Raw genomic sequence first — 17,842 nt, forward strand, 5'->3', positions numbered from 1 at the left:
AGAGAAGAGATGAGGCTTTTTTTAGTATAGTTAATTAGAATTAAATATAAAATAGAAAGTCTCGAAATTATCGGGACTTTTTTTATGACTTAATACGTATGAACAATAAAGTGGCTATACAGGGAATAAAAGGTTCTTTTCACCATCAGGTGGCACAGGAATATTTTGGGGAGCTCATTGCTGTAGATGAATGCATGTCTTTTGATACACTCGTAGACAGTTTATTGGAAAAAGAATCAGGGAAAGCGGTCATGGCTATAGAAAACTCCATTGCAGGCTCCATCATTCCTAATTATGCCCTCATAGATAAACACCACCTTCATGTAGTAGGAGAGCATTATATAAGTATTCATCATAACCTGATGGCGTTGCCGGGTCAGACCATTAATCATATGAAAGAAGTGCACTCACACCCCATGGCTTTGCTTCAATGTAAAGATTTTTTCAAAAATTACCCCTATATCAAATTGGTAGAAGACGTAGATACGGCAGAAACAGCTAGAAGAATACAGCAGAATAATATAGTAGGGGTAGGGGCCATTGCAGGTAAGGTAGCCGCAAAGTTGTATAATCTGGAAATTTTAACAAAAGAGATACAGACTATTAATAATAATGCTACCCGATTTGTGATTCTCCAGACTGAAAATCCGGAAACTTCTGAAAATGAAATCAATAAGGCATCTTTAAAATTTGAGCTCGACCATAAAAGAGGTAGTTTGGCAACGATACTAAATGTTATGAGCGATTGTAAATTGAACCTTACCAAAATACAATCACTTCCCAAAATAGAAACCCCATGGAAATATGCTTTTTTTGTAGATGTCACTTTTGACAAGTATGAAGACTATGCCAAGGCGAAATCCATCCTTCAAATTATGGCAGAAGATTTTAAAATATTGGGTCAATACAAAAAAGCACGGTTATGATCAAAACAGCTAATCGTTTACATACTGTTTCAGAATATTATTTCTCTAAAAAATTAAAGGAGGTACGGCAACTCGCCGCTCAGGGAAAACCCATTATTAATATGGGCATAGGCAGCCCGGACCTTGATCCGCCAGAGACAGTAATAAAAGCATTGCAAGAAGCAGTGTCAGACCCTGGTGCACACCAGTACCAGAGCTATCAAGGACTGCCAGAACTGCGACAGGAAATGGTCAACTTTTATAAGAAATATTTTAATACTTCCTTAGACAGTAATACCGAAGTTTTGCCCCTCATGGGTTCCAAGGAAGGTATTATGCACATCAGCATGGCTTTTTTGAATAAAGGGGATGAGGTACTTATTCCCAACCCGGGGTACCCTACCTATACATCAGTCACCCACATGGTAGAAGCTGTTCCCAGATATTATGACCTAACAGAAAAAAACAATTGGCTTCCGGACCTAAAAGAATTAGAAAAGCAAGACCTCTCCAAGAGCAAGCTCATATGGGTAAACTATCCACACATGCCTACCGGTATAAAAGGAGACAAAGTATTGTTTAAAGAACTGATTGCTTTTGCTAAAAAGCATCAAATCCTGATTGTAAATGACAACCCATACAGCTTTATTTTAAATGATACCCCAATGAGCCTTCTTAGCATTGAAGGGTCAAAAGAAGTAGCAATAGAACTCAATTCACTTAGCAAGACCTTTAATATGGCCGGATGGCGCGTAGGGGCAGTGCTCGGAAAAGAAGAATATATCAATGCCATTCTCAAAGTAAAAAGCAATATGGACAGCGGTATGTTTTATGGGATACAAAAAGGAGCTATTGAAGCCTTTAAAAGTTCCGAAGAATGGTTTAAAAACCTAAAAAATATTTATAATGAAAGAAGAGAATTGATCTTTCAATTGGCAGATAAACTCAATTGCACCTATGATAAAAACACAGCGGGGATGTTTGTTTGGGGAAAGTTACCTATAGAAGCTGGCTCTTCACAAGAGTTTATAGATGCTGTTTTATATAACAAAAGTGTTTTTATAGCACCGGGGAATATTTTCGGCAGTAATGGTGAAGGGTATATCCGGTTTTCATTGTGTGTGGACAAAGAAAAAATTAAAGAAGTAATAAAGAGGTTTTAAAAAAAAATGAATATATATATAATCGGTATCGGATTGATAGGGGGCTCCATGGCACTGGATATAAAGTCCACATACCCTGAAAGCACTGTTTATGGGATTGATATCAATAAAAGCCATATAAAACAAGCCTTGGAGTTTGGGATAATTGATGAGAAAGCTGAACTGAAAGATTTAACGGCAGCAGAAGTGGTAATCGTTGCCATTCCTGTTAATGCCACGGTGATGTCACTTCCTGCCATTCTGGACTATATAAACGATGATACATTGGTTTTTGATGTAGGGTCAACCAAATCATTGATTTGTGAATCGGTAGCAAATCATTCGAAGCGAAGGAACTTTTTAGCAGCACACCCTATTTCCGGAACCGAATTTTCCGGCCCTAAAGCAGCTGTTGAAGGACTCTTTAAAGACAAGACCAACATTATTTGCGAAGTAGAAAAAACAGCTTTTAAACTTCAGGAAAGAGCCTTGAAACTTTTTAGTGCATTGGGAATGCGCATCCGTTATATGGATGCAAAAGCTCATGACAAGCATATTGCATATGTATCACATTTATCACATATAAGTTCCTTTATGTTGGGAAAGACGGTTATTGAGAAAGAAAAAAACGAACGTGATATATTTGATATGGCCAGTAGTGGGTTTGAAAGTACTGTCCGGTTGGCAAAAAGCTCCCCCGATATGTGGGCTCCTATCTTTCAACAAAACAAAGAGAACATAATGGAGACTTTAGAAGAGTACATTGCAAATCTTGAACAGTTTAAAAAATGGATGTTACAAGATAACTTTGAAGCAATTTATGGAGCGATGGAGCAGACAAACACTATAAAAGAGATATTAAACGGAATCACTTTAAAAACTACATAGAAAAGCAGATTGTTATGGAAAATAAAAAAGAATGGCGGAATTGGTTGGATGAATTAAAACTCTCCCATCCGTTGGTTATTGCAGGCCCTTGTAGTGCTGAAACAGAAGAGCAAGTGCTAAAAACAGCCCATGGGTTAAAAGGCACAGATGTTTCGTATCTGCGTGCTGGGATATGGAAACCCCGGACACGACCCGGTAATTTTGAAGGGGTAGGTTCCATAGGTCTTAAATGGTTGCAAAAAGCCAAGGAAGAAACCGGAATGCTGATAGCTATAGAAGTGGCGAATGCTACACATGTAGAATTGGCGCTGGAGCATGATGTTGATTTATTATGGGTTGGTGCCCGGTCAACCGTGAGCCCTTTTATTGTACAAGAAATTGCAAATGCGCTGGAAGGAACCGATAAAGTGGTTTTGGTAAAAAACCCAGTGAACCCTGATCTAGCATTGTGGTTAGGGGCTATAGAACGGTTGCATACAGCAAATATTGAAAAACTGGGCGTAATACATCGAGGGTTTTCCACGTATGAAAAAACCAAATACCGAAATATTCCGGAATGGCAATTGGCGATTGAGTTACAAAATAAATTCCCTGACTTACCATTGATTTGTGACCCTTCGCATATTTCAGGAAAACGAGATATGATTTTTGACATTTCGCAAATAGCACTGGATCTTAATTTTGATGGTTTGATGATAGAAACACATATTGACCCTGACAATGCATGGAGCGATGCTGCCCAACAGGTGACGCCTGCTGCATTGATCCAAATAATGAAAGACCTGAAAATACGAAAAGAAACAGATGCAGCGGCCGGATACATCAATAAGTTGAACACACTGCGGACGCAAATAGACGTTATAGACCATCAATTGTTGGAAAATTTAGGAAAAAGAATGAAAGCGGCTGATGAGATAGGAAAATTAAAAAAGGAAAGAAATGTGGCAGTGCTACAGAGCAAACGTTGGAATGAGATATTAGGAAGAATGATTTTGGAAGGAGAAGAAAGGGGGCTGAGTGAAGAATTTATCTTAAGAATATATAAAGCAATCCATCAAGAATCTATCAACCACCAGGAAAAAATCATCAATTCGTAAATATTAGCTATCATTTCGAGCGAAGTCGAGAAATCTATATTTGTGAATAAGATATTTCGACTTCGCTCAACATGACATTAAAGGAGCAATCACCTTTAAATTATTTAGGCCTTTTAAAAATATAACGGGTAATAAAAATACCTTTACCATCACCTTTTCCACCTTCACTTTCTACAGCACTCGCAACAAACGCAAGATCCCAACCTTCTTCAATCATGGTATTAATTTTTGAAGTAATTAAAGCATCATTGGCAGCAATGTTCTGAAACCGGATGCCACCAAGGTTATAGAAGTTAAGAAGCTTGGTCTCCTCATATCCTTTTACACGGATATCCCCCCGGTCGGATTTATTGCGCTCATTACTTTCTTCAGATTGAACAGTAGTAAATTCCTTATAATCCCGTTCCTCTGTAGCGGAAATAAGACGAGATCTTCCCAAACCATTTGGAACAATAGATTCTACACTGGTTATAACTTTATACTCATACTGTTGGGCTTCCGCTCCGATAAAGCTAAATAAAGCAAAGGCGATTGTGAATAAAATTTTTCTCATGTTGTTAAGTTTTTAATTGGATTTTTTAACATCACAATATACTACATCTCTTCAAAAAGAAAGTCGTTACTTTGTAAATATTTCATCTTTGGAAACTAAATGAAGGGAATTATATATAGATCTACAGGGAGTTGGTATACTGTAAAAGCAGCAGATGGAGCTTTTTATGAGAGCAGGATAAAAGGAAAATTCCGTATAAAAGGTATTAAAAGTACCAATCCGTTAGCCGTAGGTGATGAAGTGGCTATAAAGCTGGAAAATGTAGGAGGGAAAACTATGGGGATTATCACAAAAATATACGATAGAAAAAACTATATTATCCGAAAATCGGTAAAACTGTCCAAACGTACCCATATCATTGCTGCTAATGTAGACCAGGCATTTTTATTGGTTACATTAAACAACCCTACCACCTATACCATATTCATTGATCGTTTCTTGGTCACGGCAGAAGCATACAGCATTAAGGTTGTTATTTTGTTTAATAAAATAGATGTCTATAATGCGGATGAATTAGCAGAAATAAAGTATCTGGCCGCATTGTACCGGAAAATAGGATATGAATGTATTGGGATATCAGCGCTTACTGGGCAAAATGTTGACAAGGTAAAAAAACTCATGGAAGGAAAAGTAAATATCTTTGCCGGTCATTCAGGTGTGGGAAAATCGACGCTGATTAATACGATAGCTCCTGAAATGAGCTTAAAGACAGCGGCATTATCCAAACAACATAAGCAAGGCCAGCACACCACTACATTTGCAGAAATGTACGATTTAGGTTTTAGCGCAAAAATAATAGACACGCCAGGCATAAAAGGATTTGGTTTAGTAGATATGGAGAAAGAAGAGCTTAGTGATTATTTCCCAGAATTTCTAGCCATAAAAAGCCAATGTAAATTCAATAATTGTTTACATATAGATGAACCAAAATGTGCAGTGAAGCAAGCGTTGGAAAATGGCAAAATTGCGTGGAGCCGTTATAAAAGTTACCGGCAAATCTTAGAAGGAGATGAAGAAAACTATCGGACGGATATTTATGAATCCGATGACTAGAAGAAACAATAAATAAACAATAAATAAACAATAAATAAACAATAAAACTAAAAAATGCGTGCTGTTATTCAAAGAGTATCACAAGCATCTGTAACCGTGGAAGGAAAAAGAACAGCGTCCATTGGCAAAGGGCTTTTAATTTTATTGGGGATAGAAGATCTTGATAATCCGGAAGATATTAAATGGCTCTCCGAAAAAATTGCACGACTCCGTATTTTTAATGATGAAAATGGTGTTATGAACAACTCGTTGTTAGATGAAAATGGCGATGCTATTGTTGTCAGTCAATTTACATTACATGCAGCTACCAAAAAAGGCAATCGGCCATCATATGTTAAAGCAGCTAAGCCCGATATAGCGATTCTTTTATATGAACAATTTGTAGCAAAACTAGAAAAAGAGTTAGGGAAAAAAGTAGGCACCGGAATTTTTGGTGCTGATATGAAAGTATCTATAGTAAATGATGGTCCGGTGACAATTATAATAGATACCAAATCAAAAGAATAAATAAAAAGTATATCAAATGATCTTGAAAAATGCACAAAAACAGGTTGATGATTGGATAAAAGAACATGGAGTCCGTTATTTTAACGAACTCACAAATATGGCACAACTTACGGAAGAGGTGGGAGAAGTAGCCCGTATTATTGCCCGTCGGTATGGGGAGCAAAGTGAAAAAGAAAGTGACAAAGAAAAAGATCTAGGTGAAGAACTGGCCGATGTTGTTTTTGTAGTTTTATGCTTGGCCAACCAAACAGGGATAGACCTTCAAGAGGTATTTGAAAAACGGATGGATAAAAAAACAAAACGTGATCATGACAGGCATCACAGCAATAAAAAATTGAAATAAACATTGCTGTTTTTATGATGGTTGACAAACGATAAAAAAACATTGACAAACTCAGATAAGGTTATTTAGTCTAGCTTAAGAAATACAAATTCTATATAAAAACCAGGTGGATCTTCGAATAGCGACAAATCATAAAAAAATATCTGCTGAAATAAAAGTCACAGGGTCGAAAAGTGAGAGTAACCGTGTGTTGCTGTTGCAAGCGTTATATCCCAATATCACTATTGAAAACCTATCTAATGCAGACGATACACAATTAATGCAGCAAGCATTACAATCAAAAGCTGCTGTTATAGACATTCATCATGCGGGTACGGCCATGCGTTTTTTAGCATCCTATTTTGCCATACAGGAAGGGAGCCAAATACAACTTACAGGATCTAAACGAATGAAAGAACGGCCCATTGAAATTTTGATAGATGCATTAAGACAATTAGGTGCAGACATTGATTATGAAGAAAATGAAGGCTATCCACCATTAAGGATAAAAGGCAAGAATATTACAAAAAATGAAGTAATTCTCAAAGCGAATGTTAGCAGTCAATACATATCCTCCTTGTTGTTGATTGCACCAAAGCTGCAAAATGGGTTGCAGTTGACCTTAAAAGGAACCATCACCTCATTGCCCTATTTAAAAATGACCCTTTCGCTATTGAATGAGCTAGGGATAAAAACACATTTTAAAGCCAACAAAATAAAGGTATTCCCTAAAAATGATATAGCAGATGTTCAAATAACGGTAGAATCTGATTGGAGCTCCGCTTCCTATTTCTATAGTATTGTTGCATTATCTGATGAAGGGACAGAGATTGGACTATCATCCTATAAGCAAAACAGCATACAAGGCGACGGAGTTTTAGCGACATTATATGAAAACTTTGGCGTGAAAACTACATTTTATGAAAACCAAATAATACTCACAAAGGAAGCAAAACCAATTATAAAAAACTTTCATACAAATTTGGTTAATGCTCCGGACATTGCCCAAACTATTGCAGTAACTTGCTATGGGTTAGGTATAGGTTGTCATCTCACAGGGCTTCATACCTTAAAAATTAAAGAAACTGACCGGTTAGAAGCATTGTACACAGAACTTATGAAATTAGGAGCCAATATCAATGTGACTGATGAGGCATTGACTTTAGTGCCCTCGGAAAATATTAAAAGTGAAGCTGCCATAGACACCTATAATGACCATCGGATGGCAATGGCTTTTGCGCCGTTGGCAATACGAGTGCCCATAATCATTAAAAATGCTGAAGTTGTTTCAAAATCATATCCTGATTTTTGGAAAGACATGGAAAAATTACAGTTCAATATAGAGCACTTAAAAAGAGCGTAGTGCCCAAAAACCTAAATATTTCTTTATTTCCTTGACAACCCCTATACTGAGGTTGTATATTTGCTGCCTTTAAACAAAACCACAAAAAACCTATGAAATTATCACATTTTAACTTTGACCTGCCAAAAGAGTTGCTTGCAGAATATCCATCAGAAAACAGAGATGAAGCCCGCTTAATGGTAGTGGACAGAGCTAAAAAAACCATAGAACATAAATTATTTAAGGACCTTGTTGATTATTTTGAAGAGGGAGATGTTATGGTGCTTAACAATACGAAAGTATTTCCGGCCCGGTTATTTGGAAACAAAGAAAAAACGGGTGCTCGTATAGAAGTGTTTTTGTTAAGAGAACTCAATATCGAACAACGTCTATGGGATGTGCTTGTAGACCCGGCCCGTAAGATCAGGATTGGAAATAAATTGTATTTTGGCGAAGATGAAAGCCTTGTGGCTGAAGTAATAGATAATACAACCTCCCGGGGGCGTACCCTTCGTTTTTTATATGATGGATCGTATGAAGAATTCAGAAGAAAACTGAACGAATTAGGGGAAACACCACTTCCTAAATACATAAAAAGAGACGTTGAACCTGAAGATGAAGAACGGTATCAAACTATTTATGCAAAATATGAAGGAGCTGTAGCAGCACCAACTGCAGGGTTGCATTTTTCCAAACACTTGCTAAAAAGATTAGAAATAAAAGGTATTAACCTTGCTGAAATAACCCTCCACGTAGGATTAGGAACCTTTAACCCGGTAGAAGTAGAAGACCTGTCCAAACATAAAATGGATAGTGAGGAACTGATTATAGACACACGGGCATGTGAAATTATAAATGCTGCCAAAGTAGATAGAAAACGCGTATGTGCAGTAGGTACAACTGTAATGCGCGGTCTAGAAAGCTCTGTGTCATCAGAACAAACGTTAAACCCATATGAAGGATGGACCAATAAGTTTATCTTCCCCCCGTATGATTTTAACATAGCTGATTGTATGATTACAAATTTCCATACACCGAAGTCAACACTTTTGATGATGGTATCTGCTTTTGCCGGACATGACCTTATCAAGAAAGCATATGATGAAGCCATTAAAGAAAAGTATAAGTTCTATTCATATGGCGATGCCATGCTTATTATATAAAGTAATATGATGAAGATAATGGCCCTGTTCTCGCAGGGCTTTTTTATTATAACCATCATGCATAAAACCTATATCTTTGCAGGATAATGACGGAAGCCAAAAAAGACATACGTGCACTTGCTAAAGAGGAACTCAGAACGTTTTTTGTTCAAAATGAAGACAAAGCTTTTCGAGGAGATCAAGTGTATGAATGGTTGTGGAACAAAGGAGCGCATTCCTTTGAAGAAATGACCAATTTGTCTTTAAAAACACGTGAGATCCTTTCAGCACATTTTGTAATCAACCACATTCATGTAGACAAGCTCCAACGGAGCAGCGATGGCACAATCAAAAATGCAGTCCGGTTACATGACGGTTTGATAGTTGAATCCGTGTTGATTCCCACAGACACCCGAACAACAGCGTGTGTCTCCAGTCAAGTAGGATGTAGTCTAGACTGCAAATTTTGCGCAACAGCCCGCTTAAAACGAATGCGAAACCTTACCCCCGATGAAATATACGATCAAGTAATGGCCATTCACCGCCAAAGCCAATTATATTATAATAGGCCGCTTTCCAACATTGTATTTATGGGAATGGGTGAGCCGCTTATGAATTACAATAATGTTATAAAAGCCATTGCTAAAATTACCGGTAAAGAAGGATTGGGGATGTCACCCAGGCGCATTACAGTATCCACATCTGGAGTCCCTAAAATGATTAAAAAAATGGCAGATGAAAGTGTAAAGTTTAAACTTGCCGTTTCATTGCATTCCGCTATAGAAGAGGTTCGAACATCTATTATGCCATTTAATGAGCATTTCTCATTAAGAGAACTTCGGGAAGCATTGGAATACTGGTACCGTAAAACTAAAAGCAAGATTACTTATGAATATATTGTTTGGAAAGGCATCAATGATAGGCAAGAAGACATAGAGGCTCTCATTACCTTTTGCAAATTTGCCCCTGCCAAAGTAAACCTTATAGAATATAACCCTATAGATGATGGGATGTTTCAGCAAGCAGAAGAAAGTATAATTAATCAATACATAACACAATTAGAACAACACAATATCACCGTTACTGTTCGTCGTTCCCGTGGAAAAGACATAGATGCGGCATGCGGACAGCTTGCCAATAAGCATAATTAATATTATTTAATTGAAACCGTATCTTTGAATCCTATATGAAGCTTGTAGAACAAATAAAAGCACCTATACATGAAGAAATGGAACTTTTTGAGAAAAAGTTCTACGAATCCATGTCTTCTAAAGTAGCGCTCCTCAATCGTATTACCTACTACATCGTTAACAGAAAGGGAAAACAAATGCGCCCCATGTTTGTGTTTTTAGTTGCAAAAATGGTGTCAGGAGGAAAAGTAAATGAACGTACATACAGAGGAGCTTCGGTCATTGAGTTAATTCACACAGCGACCTTGGTACATGACGATGTAGTGGATGATAGTAACCGTCGCAGGGGGTTCTTTTCCATTAATGCCTTGTGGAAAAACAAAATTGCCGTTTTAGTTGGTGATTACCTCTTATCAAAAGGCTTACTGCTCTCTATTGATAATAATGACTTTGACTTATTAAAAATTATCTCGGTGGCAGTTCGTGAAATGAGTGAAGGGGAATTGCTTCAAATAGAAAAAGCCCGAAGGTTGGATATCACAGAAGCGGTTTACTATGAAATTATCCGTCAAAAAACAGCGACACTTATAGCAGCTTGTTGCAGTTTGGGGGCTTGTTCCGTAAAACCGGGTTCGCCTGAAGTAGAAAAGATGCGCAAGTTTGGCGAACTTATAGGAATGGCCTTTCAAATAAAAGATGATATGTTTGATTACACCGATGGACCTATAGGAAAACCCACAGGAATTGATATCAAAGAACAGAAAATGACACTTCCGCTTATATATACACTCAATAATTGTGACAAAAAAGAAAAAAGCTGGCTCATTAACTCCATAAAAAACCATAACAAGGATAAAAAACGGGTTAAAAAAGTGATCAAATTTGTTAAAGACAGTGGAGGGTTGGATTACGCTGAAAAAAAGATGGCCACATTTCAAGAAGAAGCCCTCCGTTTACTTGCTGAATACCCCGATTCCGAACATAAAATAGCGTTGCGAACAATGGTCAACTACGTTATTGAGCGGAAAAAGTAAACAGTATAAATACAAGGGATTAAAAGCTAAATTTCATTATTTTTACTTCATTACAAAACAAAATAATTGATTACAAAAGCTACCATAGACAAAGTATTTGATGCGGCCCGTGTGGAGGAAGTAATAGGGGACTTTGTGCAGCTAAAAAAAACGGGGGCAAACTATAAAGGGTTGAGCCCTTTCACTGATGAACGCACCCCCAGTTTTGTAGTTTCGCCGGTAAAACAAATATGGAAAGACTTTAGTAGTGGAAAAGGAGGGAATGTGGTGGCATTTTTGATGGAACATGAACATTTCACTTATCCGGAAGCCATAAAGCACCTCGCTAAAAAATACAATATTGAAATAGAAGAAACCGAACAGACCAATGAAGAAAAAGAAAAAGCCAATGAGCGGGAAAGTATGTACTTGGTTTCTGAATATGCCCAAAAATATTTTGAAGAGACCCTATGGAACACAGAGCAAGGAAAAGCAATAGGCTTAACCTATTTTAAAGAAAGAGAGTTTACGGATCAAACTATTAAAAAATTTGGGTTAGGGTATTCCTTAGATGAATGGGAAGCCTTTACTAAAGAAGCCCTTTCAAAAGGGTATAACCTTGAATTTTTAGAAAGAACAGGGCTTACCATTGTAAAAGAAGGCATAGGGCCTGATACTCAAAACAAACAATTTGACCGCTTTAAGGGACGTGTCATATTCCCTATCCATTCCATGAGTGGACGTGTATTGGGATTTGGTGGCCGTATTTTGAAAAATGACAAAAAAGCCGCTAAATACCTGAACTCCCCTGAAAGTGAGATTTATCATAAAAGTAAAATACTTTATGGTATTTACCATGCCAAGCAAGCCATTGCCAAAGAAGATAACTGTTATTTGGTAGAAGGCTATACTGATGTTATCCAATTTCATCAAACAGGGATTCAAAATGTAGTTGCTTCAAGTGGAACGGCACTGACCCCCGAACAGATACGTTTGATAAACCGTCTTACAAAAAACATTACGGTGTTGTTTGATGGGGATGCGGCAGGACTACGCGCTTCTCTACGCGGTATCGACTTGATTTTAGAACAGGGAATGAACGTGAAAGTATGTACGTTTCCGGAAGGAGATGACCCGGATAGTTTTGCACGGAAGAACACTTATGAAGACTTGGTGCTGTACCTTGATGAAAAATCAAAAGATTTTATTCAATTCAAAGCATCGCTGTTGGTAGAGGAGTCCCAAAATGACCCGGTAAAAAAAGCAGGGACGATTCGGGATATTGTGATGAGTATTTCCAAAATACCAGATAGGATCCAACGAGAAGTTTACCTGCAAGAGTGTGCTAAAATAATGGACATTTCGGAAGAAGTACTGTTTAACACACTTGCCCAAATTAACCGCAGTGAAATAACAGAAGCAAACAAACGCTATAAGCAGCAGCGAAAAGCTTTTGAGGTAGTAAGGAACGAAGCTCAAATAGAAAAGGTAGATGTCCAAAATGAATTGGAGCGAAAGATTATTCAGATTTTGCTGCTTTATGGCAATAAAGAAGAAGATTTTGATGATTTCATTTTAAAAGAGAATGAAAAAGGAGAGTTGACCCTGGAGCCGGAACAACATCGGATGAAAGTATTTGAAAAAATATATTTGGAATTACAACAAGATGAAGTAGAACTTACAAACCCTGTATTCAAACAAATATACTATGGCTTAATTTCAAAACTTCATGAAGACGAAAAATTTGTTATAGAAGATTATATTAAGGAAGTACAGGCAGAAATAGCCTCAGAAATAGCTTCTATTCAAATGGATGAAGAAAAGTACATGCTCCATAATTGGGAACGAAAAAACATATATGTGAAAGATAAAAACTATACGGTTCCACAATTAGTTAACGAAACTATTCTAAATCTTCGTTGTTTTCTTATAGATAGACGGGTAGCAGCATTGGGAGAAAAGACCATTGAAAAAAAAGATGGTAATCACGATGTCTTGGAAGAAATCGTGAATTACCATCAATTAAAAAAGTTGTTATCTAAAAAACTAAATAGGGTTTTGTAGACTACTGCAACAATTCTAAGGCTTTGGCTTGCTGTAATAAGTCAACTAAATTGTCAACATTAAGCTTGCGCATTAATCGAGCTTTGTAAGTACTTACTGTTTTTTCGTTGAGATCTAATTCCTCTGCAACATGTTTGTTGCGTTTTCCTGCTGCCAAAAGCTTTAACACCTCAATTTCACGGGTCGATAGTTTCCTAAAGAACCTTCGAGGTTTGTTAGTTGTTTCGTCAACAGCAAGTCGTTGGGCCAATTCATTAGTAATGAATACTCCACCTCCTACAATCTTTTTGATTGCGTCGGCAATAAGAGCGGTATCGGCAGTTTTTGCCAAATAACCTGAAGCACCGGCACGCAATGTACTGATAGCATATACGTCCTCTGGCTGACCGCTGTACATTAATACTTTAACTTCAGGATACTCTTTTTTGATTTTTCGAAGTGCGGTTACCCCGTTAACTTCTGGAATATCCATTTCAAGTAGAATTATATCCGGCTTTTTCTTAGCGAGAAAGCTGAATAGTTCTGACGTAGTACTTACAGTTCCCGAGATCTGAACTTCCTTAGAGTTGTTCAATACAGCAGCAACTCCTGCTTGTACAATAGGATGGCTATCAGCCACAAGAACTTTAATCATAATTAAAATGGTTTTTTGTTAATCTATACTGAATTTTAACAAAGCTCAGAGCCAGAAGAACCCTGTTAAAATAATTCTATATTACATAGAATCAAAGGTAAAAGTAGTTAAAAAATCTACTTACAACAAAAAGTTAACATATTTTCGCTCTATTGCCTATTTTTTTAGATCAACGGGAACTTTACATACAGGGATAGGTAGCATTTTATGCTTATTAATTGTATTTAATTTCAGATAGATATTCATTACTTCTCTTTCCCTTCCTGAAAAATCAGTTACTTTTTTACCTTTATCCACCATACTCATGGCCCATTCCAATTCAGGGTATGTAGCACCTATTTGGTCTTCATCAGTCCTATTGTCCCCCCAAAGGCCATCTGTGGGAGGTGCTTCTAAAATAGCATTGTTAATGCCTAAATAGGCCCCTATTTCATAGACCTCTGTTTTTAACAGGTCGGCAATAGGGCTTAGGTCCACACCGCCATCACCATATTTTGTATAAAAACCAACCCCAAAATCTTCCACCTTATTTCCCGTTCCGGCAACTAAATACCCTTTTAATGCTGCGAAATAATATAAAGTGGTCATCCGTAACCGTGCACGTGTATTGGCTAGGGACATAAACCGCTCTTCTTCATTTTCAACCTTAGGGAAAGAGGCCACTAAACTATCAAAAACCGGTGTCAGGTCTGTTTGCTCAGAAGCCACGTTTGCATAGTGGCTTTTTAACCACTTTATATGCTCTGATGCCCGGGTTATTTGTTCTTTGGCCTGATGTATCGGCATTTCCATACACAATACAGGTAAACCGGTGCGCGCACATAATGTGGAGGTAACCGCAGAATCAATCCCCCCAGATATTCCGACTACAAAACCTTTTGTGCCAGCATTTTCACTATATGCTTTCAGCCATTTTACAATATGATCAACTACGCTTTTAGTATCCATTTTATCAAGGTTGTTTTTTATAAGCTATTTTTGCCAAAAATAAGGCTTATCATATAATTATTGAAAATGATGGGCGTTTTTAGAAACAAGGCCAGATATTTTTAGAACAGAATTATGAAGAATTTTACGTCAATACTATTTCTATTGTTGGTAATAGTAAGTTGCAACAATAAAAAAAAGATTGAAAAAGAAATAGCAAAAATACAGGTTGAAGTTATTGTTGACCGATTTGACCGTGCCTTTGCCAAAGCATCCCCGGATGACTTGCCCGGCTTGAAAAACAAATATCCGTACCTGTTTCCGGAGCAATTTCCCGATAGTGTATGGACAGGCCGTATGCAAGATTCATTACAGAAGGTGCTTTTTGAAGAAGTGAACAGTAAATTTTCAGATTTTGAAAAAGAAAAAGCGGCACTCGAAGCATTTTTTAAACATGTGAAATATTATTTTCCTGAAGAGGCAGTTCCGAAGGTAGTTACTGTTACTTCTGATGTGGATTATAATAATAGTGTAATCTATACCGATAGTCTTTTGTTGATTGCCTTAGATAATTATTTAGGTGAAGACCACCGGTTTTATGAAGGGATTCAGAAGTACTTGCGGAAAAATTTAAAAAAAGAGCAACTCATAGTGGGTGTAGCAGAAGCTTTTGCAGAGAAACAATTGCCTTATCTTACCGAACGTGATTTTTTATCACAGATAACCTATTACGGCAAGCAGCTATATATAAAAAGCATTTTGTTGCCCAAAAAATCCAATGCGGAAATTATGGGATATACCCCTGAAGAATGGGATTGGGCCATGGCCAATGAACGTGAAATATGGCAGTATTTTGTTGAGCAAAGCCTGTTGTTTTCCACAGACAGAAAACTACAGCCCCGATTTATAAACCCGGCTCCTTTTTCCAAGTTTTATCTGGAATTGGACAATGAATCCCCGGGGCAATTGGGAAGGTTTATCGGCTGGCAGATTGTAACAGCTTATATGGGCAATAATGATGTATCTTTACAAAAAATGATAACAACACCCGGGAGGGCCATCTTTGAAAATTCACAATACAAACCAAAAAAATAATGGCTGCCAAACACGTTTCAGATATAAAGCTTACAGTCGCACTCGATGAAAACAGGGTGCCGGAAAAATTGACATGGAGTGCACAAGACGGAGGGATAAATGAAGAAGAAGCTAAAGCCATGCTACTTTCTGTATGGGATGGAAGCAATAAAGAAACACTACGTATAGACCTGTGGACAAAGGACATGCCTGTTGATGAAATGAAACAATTTTTTCACCAGACATTGTTAACAATGAGCGATACCTTTTATAAAGCCACCCAAGATGAAAAAATGACCGCTACCATGAAGGATTTCTGTGAATACTTTGCCGAAAAGTTAGAATTGAATAAATAATTACCCAAATCATTTTGAAGGAGGATAACGTCCCGATAGCTATCGGGAGAGAGATCTTATTTTATCTTTTAAGAAATTTTTATTGGTTTTTCACCTTTGCATTACAAAGGAATCGAAATGATAAAGAAAAAACTTTCATTTTAATTATTGTAAAACCATAATTAAAAAACGTATTCTGTGTAACAATATATTATTTATAAGTTATTGAAAATAAAGTAGTTGTTAATAATTCAAACAAATTATATTTAAGGTTCTATTTTTTATATATTAGCCTTCATAAAATAATAGTAACTATAAGATAATACGCTAATTATAAGTGGGTTTATAAATTATATTTCTGAAGTATAATAATAAAACCAACTTAAAATGAAAAAAGTATTGTTAGTCGCATTTATCGTATTCGTAAGCTCGGTAACATTTACAGCATGTACCAATGACCAAGCTACAGAGAATAATTTATATGAACAAGGAACCGATACTGTTAAAGTCAGAAGACCAGGAGGAGGCGATTAAATTTTTTTTTTGGACTTTTCACATCCTCCTGACTGTCATCAGGATCTTTTCGAAATGATAAAGCATACTTTAATTAAAGAAAAAACTTTCATAAAAGCTACTGTAAAACCATAATATATATGCGCTTTTTATTTCGTTGTTTTTATTTGTAAACTATTGTAAATATTATAGTTGTAAATAATCCAAACAAATTAAATTTGAGGTTCAATTTTTTATATATTAGCCTTCGTAAAATAAGGATAACTATACGATAATACGCTAACCCTAAGTAGGTTTATCAATTATACTTGTGAAGTATAATAATAAAACCAACTTAAAATGAAAAAAGTATTGTTAGTCGCATTTATCGTATTCGTAAGCTCGGTAACATTTATAGCATGTACTAATGACCAAGCTACAGAAGATAATTTATATGAACAAGGAACCGATAAATATAAGATCCGGAGACCAGGCAACGGTGATTAAATCTTTTTTTGGTACATTATTAATGATCTTATCAGGGTTGATCTTGTATGCTGATAAGATCATTAACTATTTTAATGTCACTTTTAGTTATGTTCCTGATTATTATTATGATTTAGATGCTTATATATGGTCAATTAGTCAAACAATTTCTCCAATACTGATTTTATTTAGTACCTTTTTTAAACCTAAGCGATGGAGTTATCTTTCTCCTTTAGCTGCTTTTTCTGTTCAATTTATGTATATAATGCGAGATGAAAGTATAATTGAAAAAGATTACTTCTGGTATTATACAGCAGTTTTTATAATTTTCTTTTATGTAATGATTTATTTTTTGCGGAAGGGGCTTCGCTTTTTCTCATTACAGATAAGAAACTTAAAGAAAATGGTTAAGGTTTTAGGAGATTTTATCTTAGTGGAGGCACGAGATAAATATGTAGCCCCTGAAGATGTGAAAGAGTATGATGAAGATGCATATAAAACATTAAAAAAAGGTATTGAATAACGAGCAAGCGTACATATTAGAAAAATATGAAGGACTTCTCTCAGAAAAAGCACTAGAAAGGTTATTAAAAATAATGAGAGAACAACTTGAAGAAGAAAATCAGATGCGTGAAATTAATATGGAGAAATTAGTTGCTCGCGCCGAAATATTAAAAAAGAAAAGTAAAAAACTTAACTTTTCAATGCATACCTACCTTCTACAATAGCAGAAATA

At 36.4% G+C, this 17,842-nt stretch carries 20 protein-coding genes; 17 read left to right on the forward strand and 3 right to left on the reverse strand.

The features are described 5' to 3' along the window. Window positions 1-98: 98 nt before the first annotated feature. Genes WBG21_RS04950 through WBG21_RS04965 form a run of 4 tightly spaced genes read left to right on the forward strand, consistent with a single transcriptional unit; the run spans window position 99 to window position 4,032 of the window. Window positions 99-926 carry a prephenate dehydratase gene (locus tag WBG21_RS04950; RefSeq protein ID WP_340075419.1) on the forward strand — a complete coding sequence of 276 codons (828 nt, stop codon included), beginning with the start codon at window positions 99-101 and terminating at the stop codon, window positions 924-926. Next, window positions 923-2,068: a pyridoxal phosphate-dependent aminotransferase gene (locus WBG21_RS04955; protein ID WP_340075421.1), complete on the forward strand. Its 1,146-nt coding sequence runs from the start codon at window positions 923-925 to the stop codon at window positions 2,066-2,068. Before WBG21_RS04950 ends, WBG21_RS04955 begins: the two co-directional genes overlap by 4 nt. A 6-nt stretch (window positions 2,069-2,074) precedes the next feature. Further along, window positions 2,075-2,935, forward strand: a complete 861-nt coding sequence (locus WBG21_RS04960) for a prephenate dehydrogenase (protein ID WP_340075423.1) — start codon at window positions 2,075-2,077, stop codon at window positions 2,933-2,935. 14 nt (window positions 2,936-2,949) lie between these two features. Then, window positions 2,950-4,032: a bifunctional 3-deoxy-7-phosphoheptulonate synthase/chorismate mutase type II gene (locus WBG21_RS04965; RefSeq protein ID WP_340075425.1), complete on the forward strand. Its 1,083-nt coding sequence runs from the start codon at window positions 2,950-2,952 to the stop codon at window positions 4,030-4,032. A 100-nt stretch (window positions 4,033-4,132) separates the two neighbouring features. On the opposite strand, the gene WBG21_RS04970 is transcribed toward WBG21_RS04965, so the two are convergent. Further along, entirely contained in the window at window positions 4,133-4,585 is a 453-nt protein-coding gene (locus WBG21_RS04970) for a hypothetical protein (protein ID WP_340075427.1), read from the reverse strand. Between the two features lie 99 nt (window positions 4,586-4,684). Between WBG21_RS04970 and rsgA the strand changes: the two genes are divergently transcribed. From rsgA to dnaG, 8 genes are all read left to right on the forward strand, one after another. Beyond that, window positions 4,685-5,638, forward strand: a complete 954-nt coding sequence (rsgA, locus tag WBG21_RS04975) for a ribosome small subunit-dependent GTPase A (protein ID WP_340075429.1) — start codon at window positions 4,685-4,687, stop codon at window positions 5,636-5,638. Between the two features lie 54 nt (window positions 5,639-5,692). Further along, complete coding sequence (gene dtd / locus WBG21_RS04980; RefSeq protein ID WP_340075431.1) at window positions 5,693-6,145, forward strand: D-aminoacyl-tRNA deacylase; 453 nt, start codon at window positions 5,693-5,695, stop codon at window positions 6,143-6,145. Window positions 6,146-6,161: 16 nt separating this feature from the next. Further along, window positions 6,162-6,488 carry a nucleotide pyrophosphohydrolase gene (locus tag WBG21_RS04985; protein WP_340075433.1) on the forward strand — a complete coding sequence of 109 codons (327 nt, stop codon included), beginning with the start codon at window positions 6,162-6,164 and terminating at the stop codon, window positions 6,486-6,488. Window positions 6,489-6,594: 106 nt separating this feature from the next. Further along, a complete protein-coding gene (locus tag WBG21_RS04990) occupies window positions 6,595-7,830 on the forward strand; it encodes a 3-phosphoshikimate 1-carboxyvinyltransferase (RefSeq protein ID WP_340075435.1) in 1,236 nt (411 codons plus the stop codon). 92 nt (window positions 7,831-7,922) lie between these two features. After that, window positions 7,923-8,972, forward strand: a complete 1,050-nt coding sequence (queA, locus tag WBG21_RS04995; protein WP_340075437.1) for a tRNA preQ1(34) S-adenosylmethionine ribosyltransferase-isomerase QueA — start codon at window positions 7,923-7,925, stop codon at window positions 8,970-8,972. An 86-nt stretch (window positions 8,973-9,058) separates the two neighbouring features. After that, window positions 9,059-10,102 carry a dual-specificity RNA methyltransferase RlmN gene (rlmN, locus tag WBG21_RS05000; protein WP_340075439.1) on the forward strand — a complete coding sequence of 348 codons (1,044 nt, stop codon included), beginning with the start codon at window positions 9,059-9,061 and terminating at the stop codon, window positions 10,100-10,102. A gap of 35 nt (window positions 10,103-10,137) precedes the next feature. Then, entirely contained in the window at window positions 10,138-11,115 is a 978-nt protein-coding gene (locus WBG21_RS05005) for a polyprenyl synthetase family protein (RefSeq protein WP_340075441.1), read from the forward strand. A gap of 66 nt (window positions 11,116-11,181) precedes the next feature. Beyond that, window positions 11,182-13,158, forward strand: coding sequence for a DNA primase (gene dnaG / locus WBG21_RS05010; RefSeq protein ID WP_340075443.1), 1,977 nt, complete (start codon window positions 11,182-11,184; stop codon window positions 13,156-13,158). A gap of 1 nt (window position 13,159) precedes the next feature. Here the strand turns inward: dnaG and WBG21_RS05015 are convergent, their stop codons facing one another. Both WBG21_RS05015 and nadE read right to left on the reverse strand, forming a co-directional pair. Then, the gene (locus WBG21_RS05015; protein ID WP_340075444.1) at window positions 13,160-13,792 is read right to left on the reverse strand and encodes a response regulator transcription factor; all 633 of its coding nucleotides are present in this window, start codon (window positions 13,790-13,792) and stop codon (window positions 13,160-13,162) included. 156 nt (window positions 13,793-13,948) lie between these two features. Then, window positions 13,949-14,740, reverse strand: a complete 792-nt coding sequence (gene nadE / locus WBG21_RS05020; RefSeq protein WP_340075446.1) for an NAD(+) synthase — start codon at window positions 14,738-14,740, stop codon at window positions 13,949-13,951. A gap of 114 nt (window positions 14,741-14,854) precedes the next feature. On the opposite strand from nadE, the gene gldB reads away from it, so the two are divergent. From gldB to WBG21_RS05045, 5 genes are all read left to right on the forward strand, one after another. Next, window positions 14,855-15,814 carry a gliding motility lipoprotein GldB gene (gene gldB, locus WBG21_RS05025; RefSeq protein WP_340075448.1) on the forward strand — a complete coding sequence of 320 codons (960 nt, stop codon included), beginning with the start codon at window positions 14,855-14,857 and terminating at the stop codon, window positions 15,812-15,814. Continuing rightward, window positions 15,814-16,149 carry a gliding motility protein GldC gene (gene gldC, locus WBG21_RS05030; protein ID WP_340075450.1) on the forward strand — a complete coding sequence of 112 codons (336 nt, stop codon included), beginning with the start codon at window positions 15,814-15,816 and terminating at the stop codon, window positions 16,147-16,149. Before gldB ends, gldC begins: the two co-directional genes overlap by 1 nt. A 366-nt stretch (window positions 16,150-16,515) precedes the next feature. Continuing rightward, the gene (locus tag WBG21_RS05035) at window positions 16,516-16,662 is read left to right on the forward strand and encodes a hypothetical protein (protein WP_340075452.1); all 147 of its coding nucleotides are present in this window, start codon (window positions 16,516-16,518) and stop codon (window positions 16,660-16,662) included. 385 nt (window positions 16,663-17,047) lie between these two features. Next, window positions 17,048-17,629 carry a hypothetical protein gene (locus WBG21_RS05040; protein ID WP_340075454.1) on the forward strand — a complete coding sequence of 194 codons (582 nt, stop codon included), beginning with the start codon at window positions 17,048-17,050 and terminating at the stop codon, window positions 17,627-17,629. After that, complete coding sequence (locus WBG21_RS05045) at window positions 17,622-17,834, forward strand: hypothetical protein (RefSeq protein ID WP_340075456.1); 213 nt, start codon at window positions 17,622-17,624, stop codon at window positions 17,832-17,834. The genes WBG21_RS05040 and WBG21_RS05045 overlap by 8 nt, the downstream gene beginning before the upstream one ends. Window positions 17,835-17,842 lie beyond the last annotated feature (8 nt).

This window comes from Leptobacterium meishanense (assembly GCF_037645805.1).
GTDB lineage: Bacteria > Bacteroidota > Bacteroidia > Flavobacteriales > Flavobacteriaceae > Leptobacterium_A > Leptobacterium_A meishanense.

Coding starts and splice junctions, on each gene's coding strand:
- WBG21_RS04970 (WP_340075427.1), bottom strand. CDS start 4,585: ATGAGAAAAATTTTATTCACAATCGCCTTTGCTTTATTTAGCTTTATC.
- WBG21_RS05015 (WP_340075444.1), bottom strand. CDS start 13,792: ATGATTAAAGTTCTTGTGGCTGATAGCCATCCTATTGTACAAGCAGGA.
- queA (WP_340075437.1), top strand. CDS start 7,923: ATGAAATTATCACATTTTAACTTTGACCTGCCAAAAGAGTTGCTTGCA.
- rlmN (WP_340075439.1), top strand. CDS start 9,059: ATGACGGAAGCCAAAAAAGACATACGTGCACTTGCTAAAGAGGAACTC.
- rsgA (WP_340075429.1), top strand. CDS start 4,685: ATGAAGGGAATTATATATAGATCTACAGGGAGTTGGTATACTGTAAAA.
- WBG21_RS04955 (WP_340075421.1), top strand. CDS start 923: ATGATCAAAACAGCTAATCGTTTACATACTGTTTCAGAATATTATTTC.
- WBG21_RS04985 (WP_340075433.1), top strand. CDS start 6,162: ATGATCTTGAAAAATGCACAAAAACAGGTTGATGATTGGATAAAAGAA.
- WBG21_RS04965 (WP_340075425.1), top strand. CDS start 2,950: ATGGAAAATAAAAAAGAATGGCGGAATTGGTTGGATGAATTAAAACTC.
- dtd (WP_340075431.1), top strand. CDS start 5,693: ATGCGTGCTGTTATTCAAAGAGTATCACAAGCATCTGTAACCGTGGAA.
- WBG21_RS05035 (WP_340075452.1), top strand. CDS start 16,516: ATGAAAAAAGTATTGTTAGTCGCATTTATCGTATTCGTAAGCTCGGTA.
- WBG21_RS04950 (WP_340075419.1), top strand. CDS start 99: ATGAACAATAAAGTGGCTATACAGGGAATAAAAGGTTCTTTTCACCAT.
- gldB (WP_340075448.1), top strand. CDS start 14,855: ATGAAGAATTTTACGTCAATACTATTTCTATTGTTGGTAATAGTAAGT.
- nadE (WP_340075446.1), bottom strand. CDS start 14,740: ATGGATACTAAAAGCGTAGTTGATCATATTGTAAAATGGCTGAAAGCA.
- WBG21_RS05040 (WP_340075454.1), top strand. CDS start 17,048: ATGACCAAGCTACAGAAGATAATTTATATGAACAAGGAACCGATAAAT.
- WBG21_RS04960 (WP_340075423.1), top strand. CDS start 2,075: ATGAATATATATATAATCGGTATCGGATTGATAGGGGGCTCCATGGCA.
- gldC (WP_340075450.1), top strand. CDS start 15,814: ATGGCTGCCAAACACGTTTCAGATATAAAGCTTACAGTCGCACTCGAT.
- WBG21_RS05005 (WP_340075441.1), top strand. CDS start 10,138: ATGAAGCTTGTAGAACAAATAAAAGCACCTATACATGAAGAAATGGAA.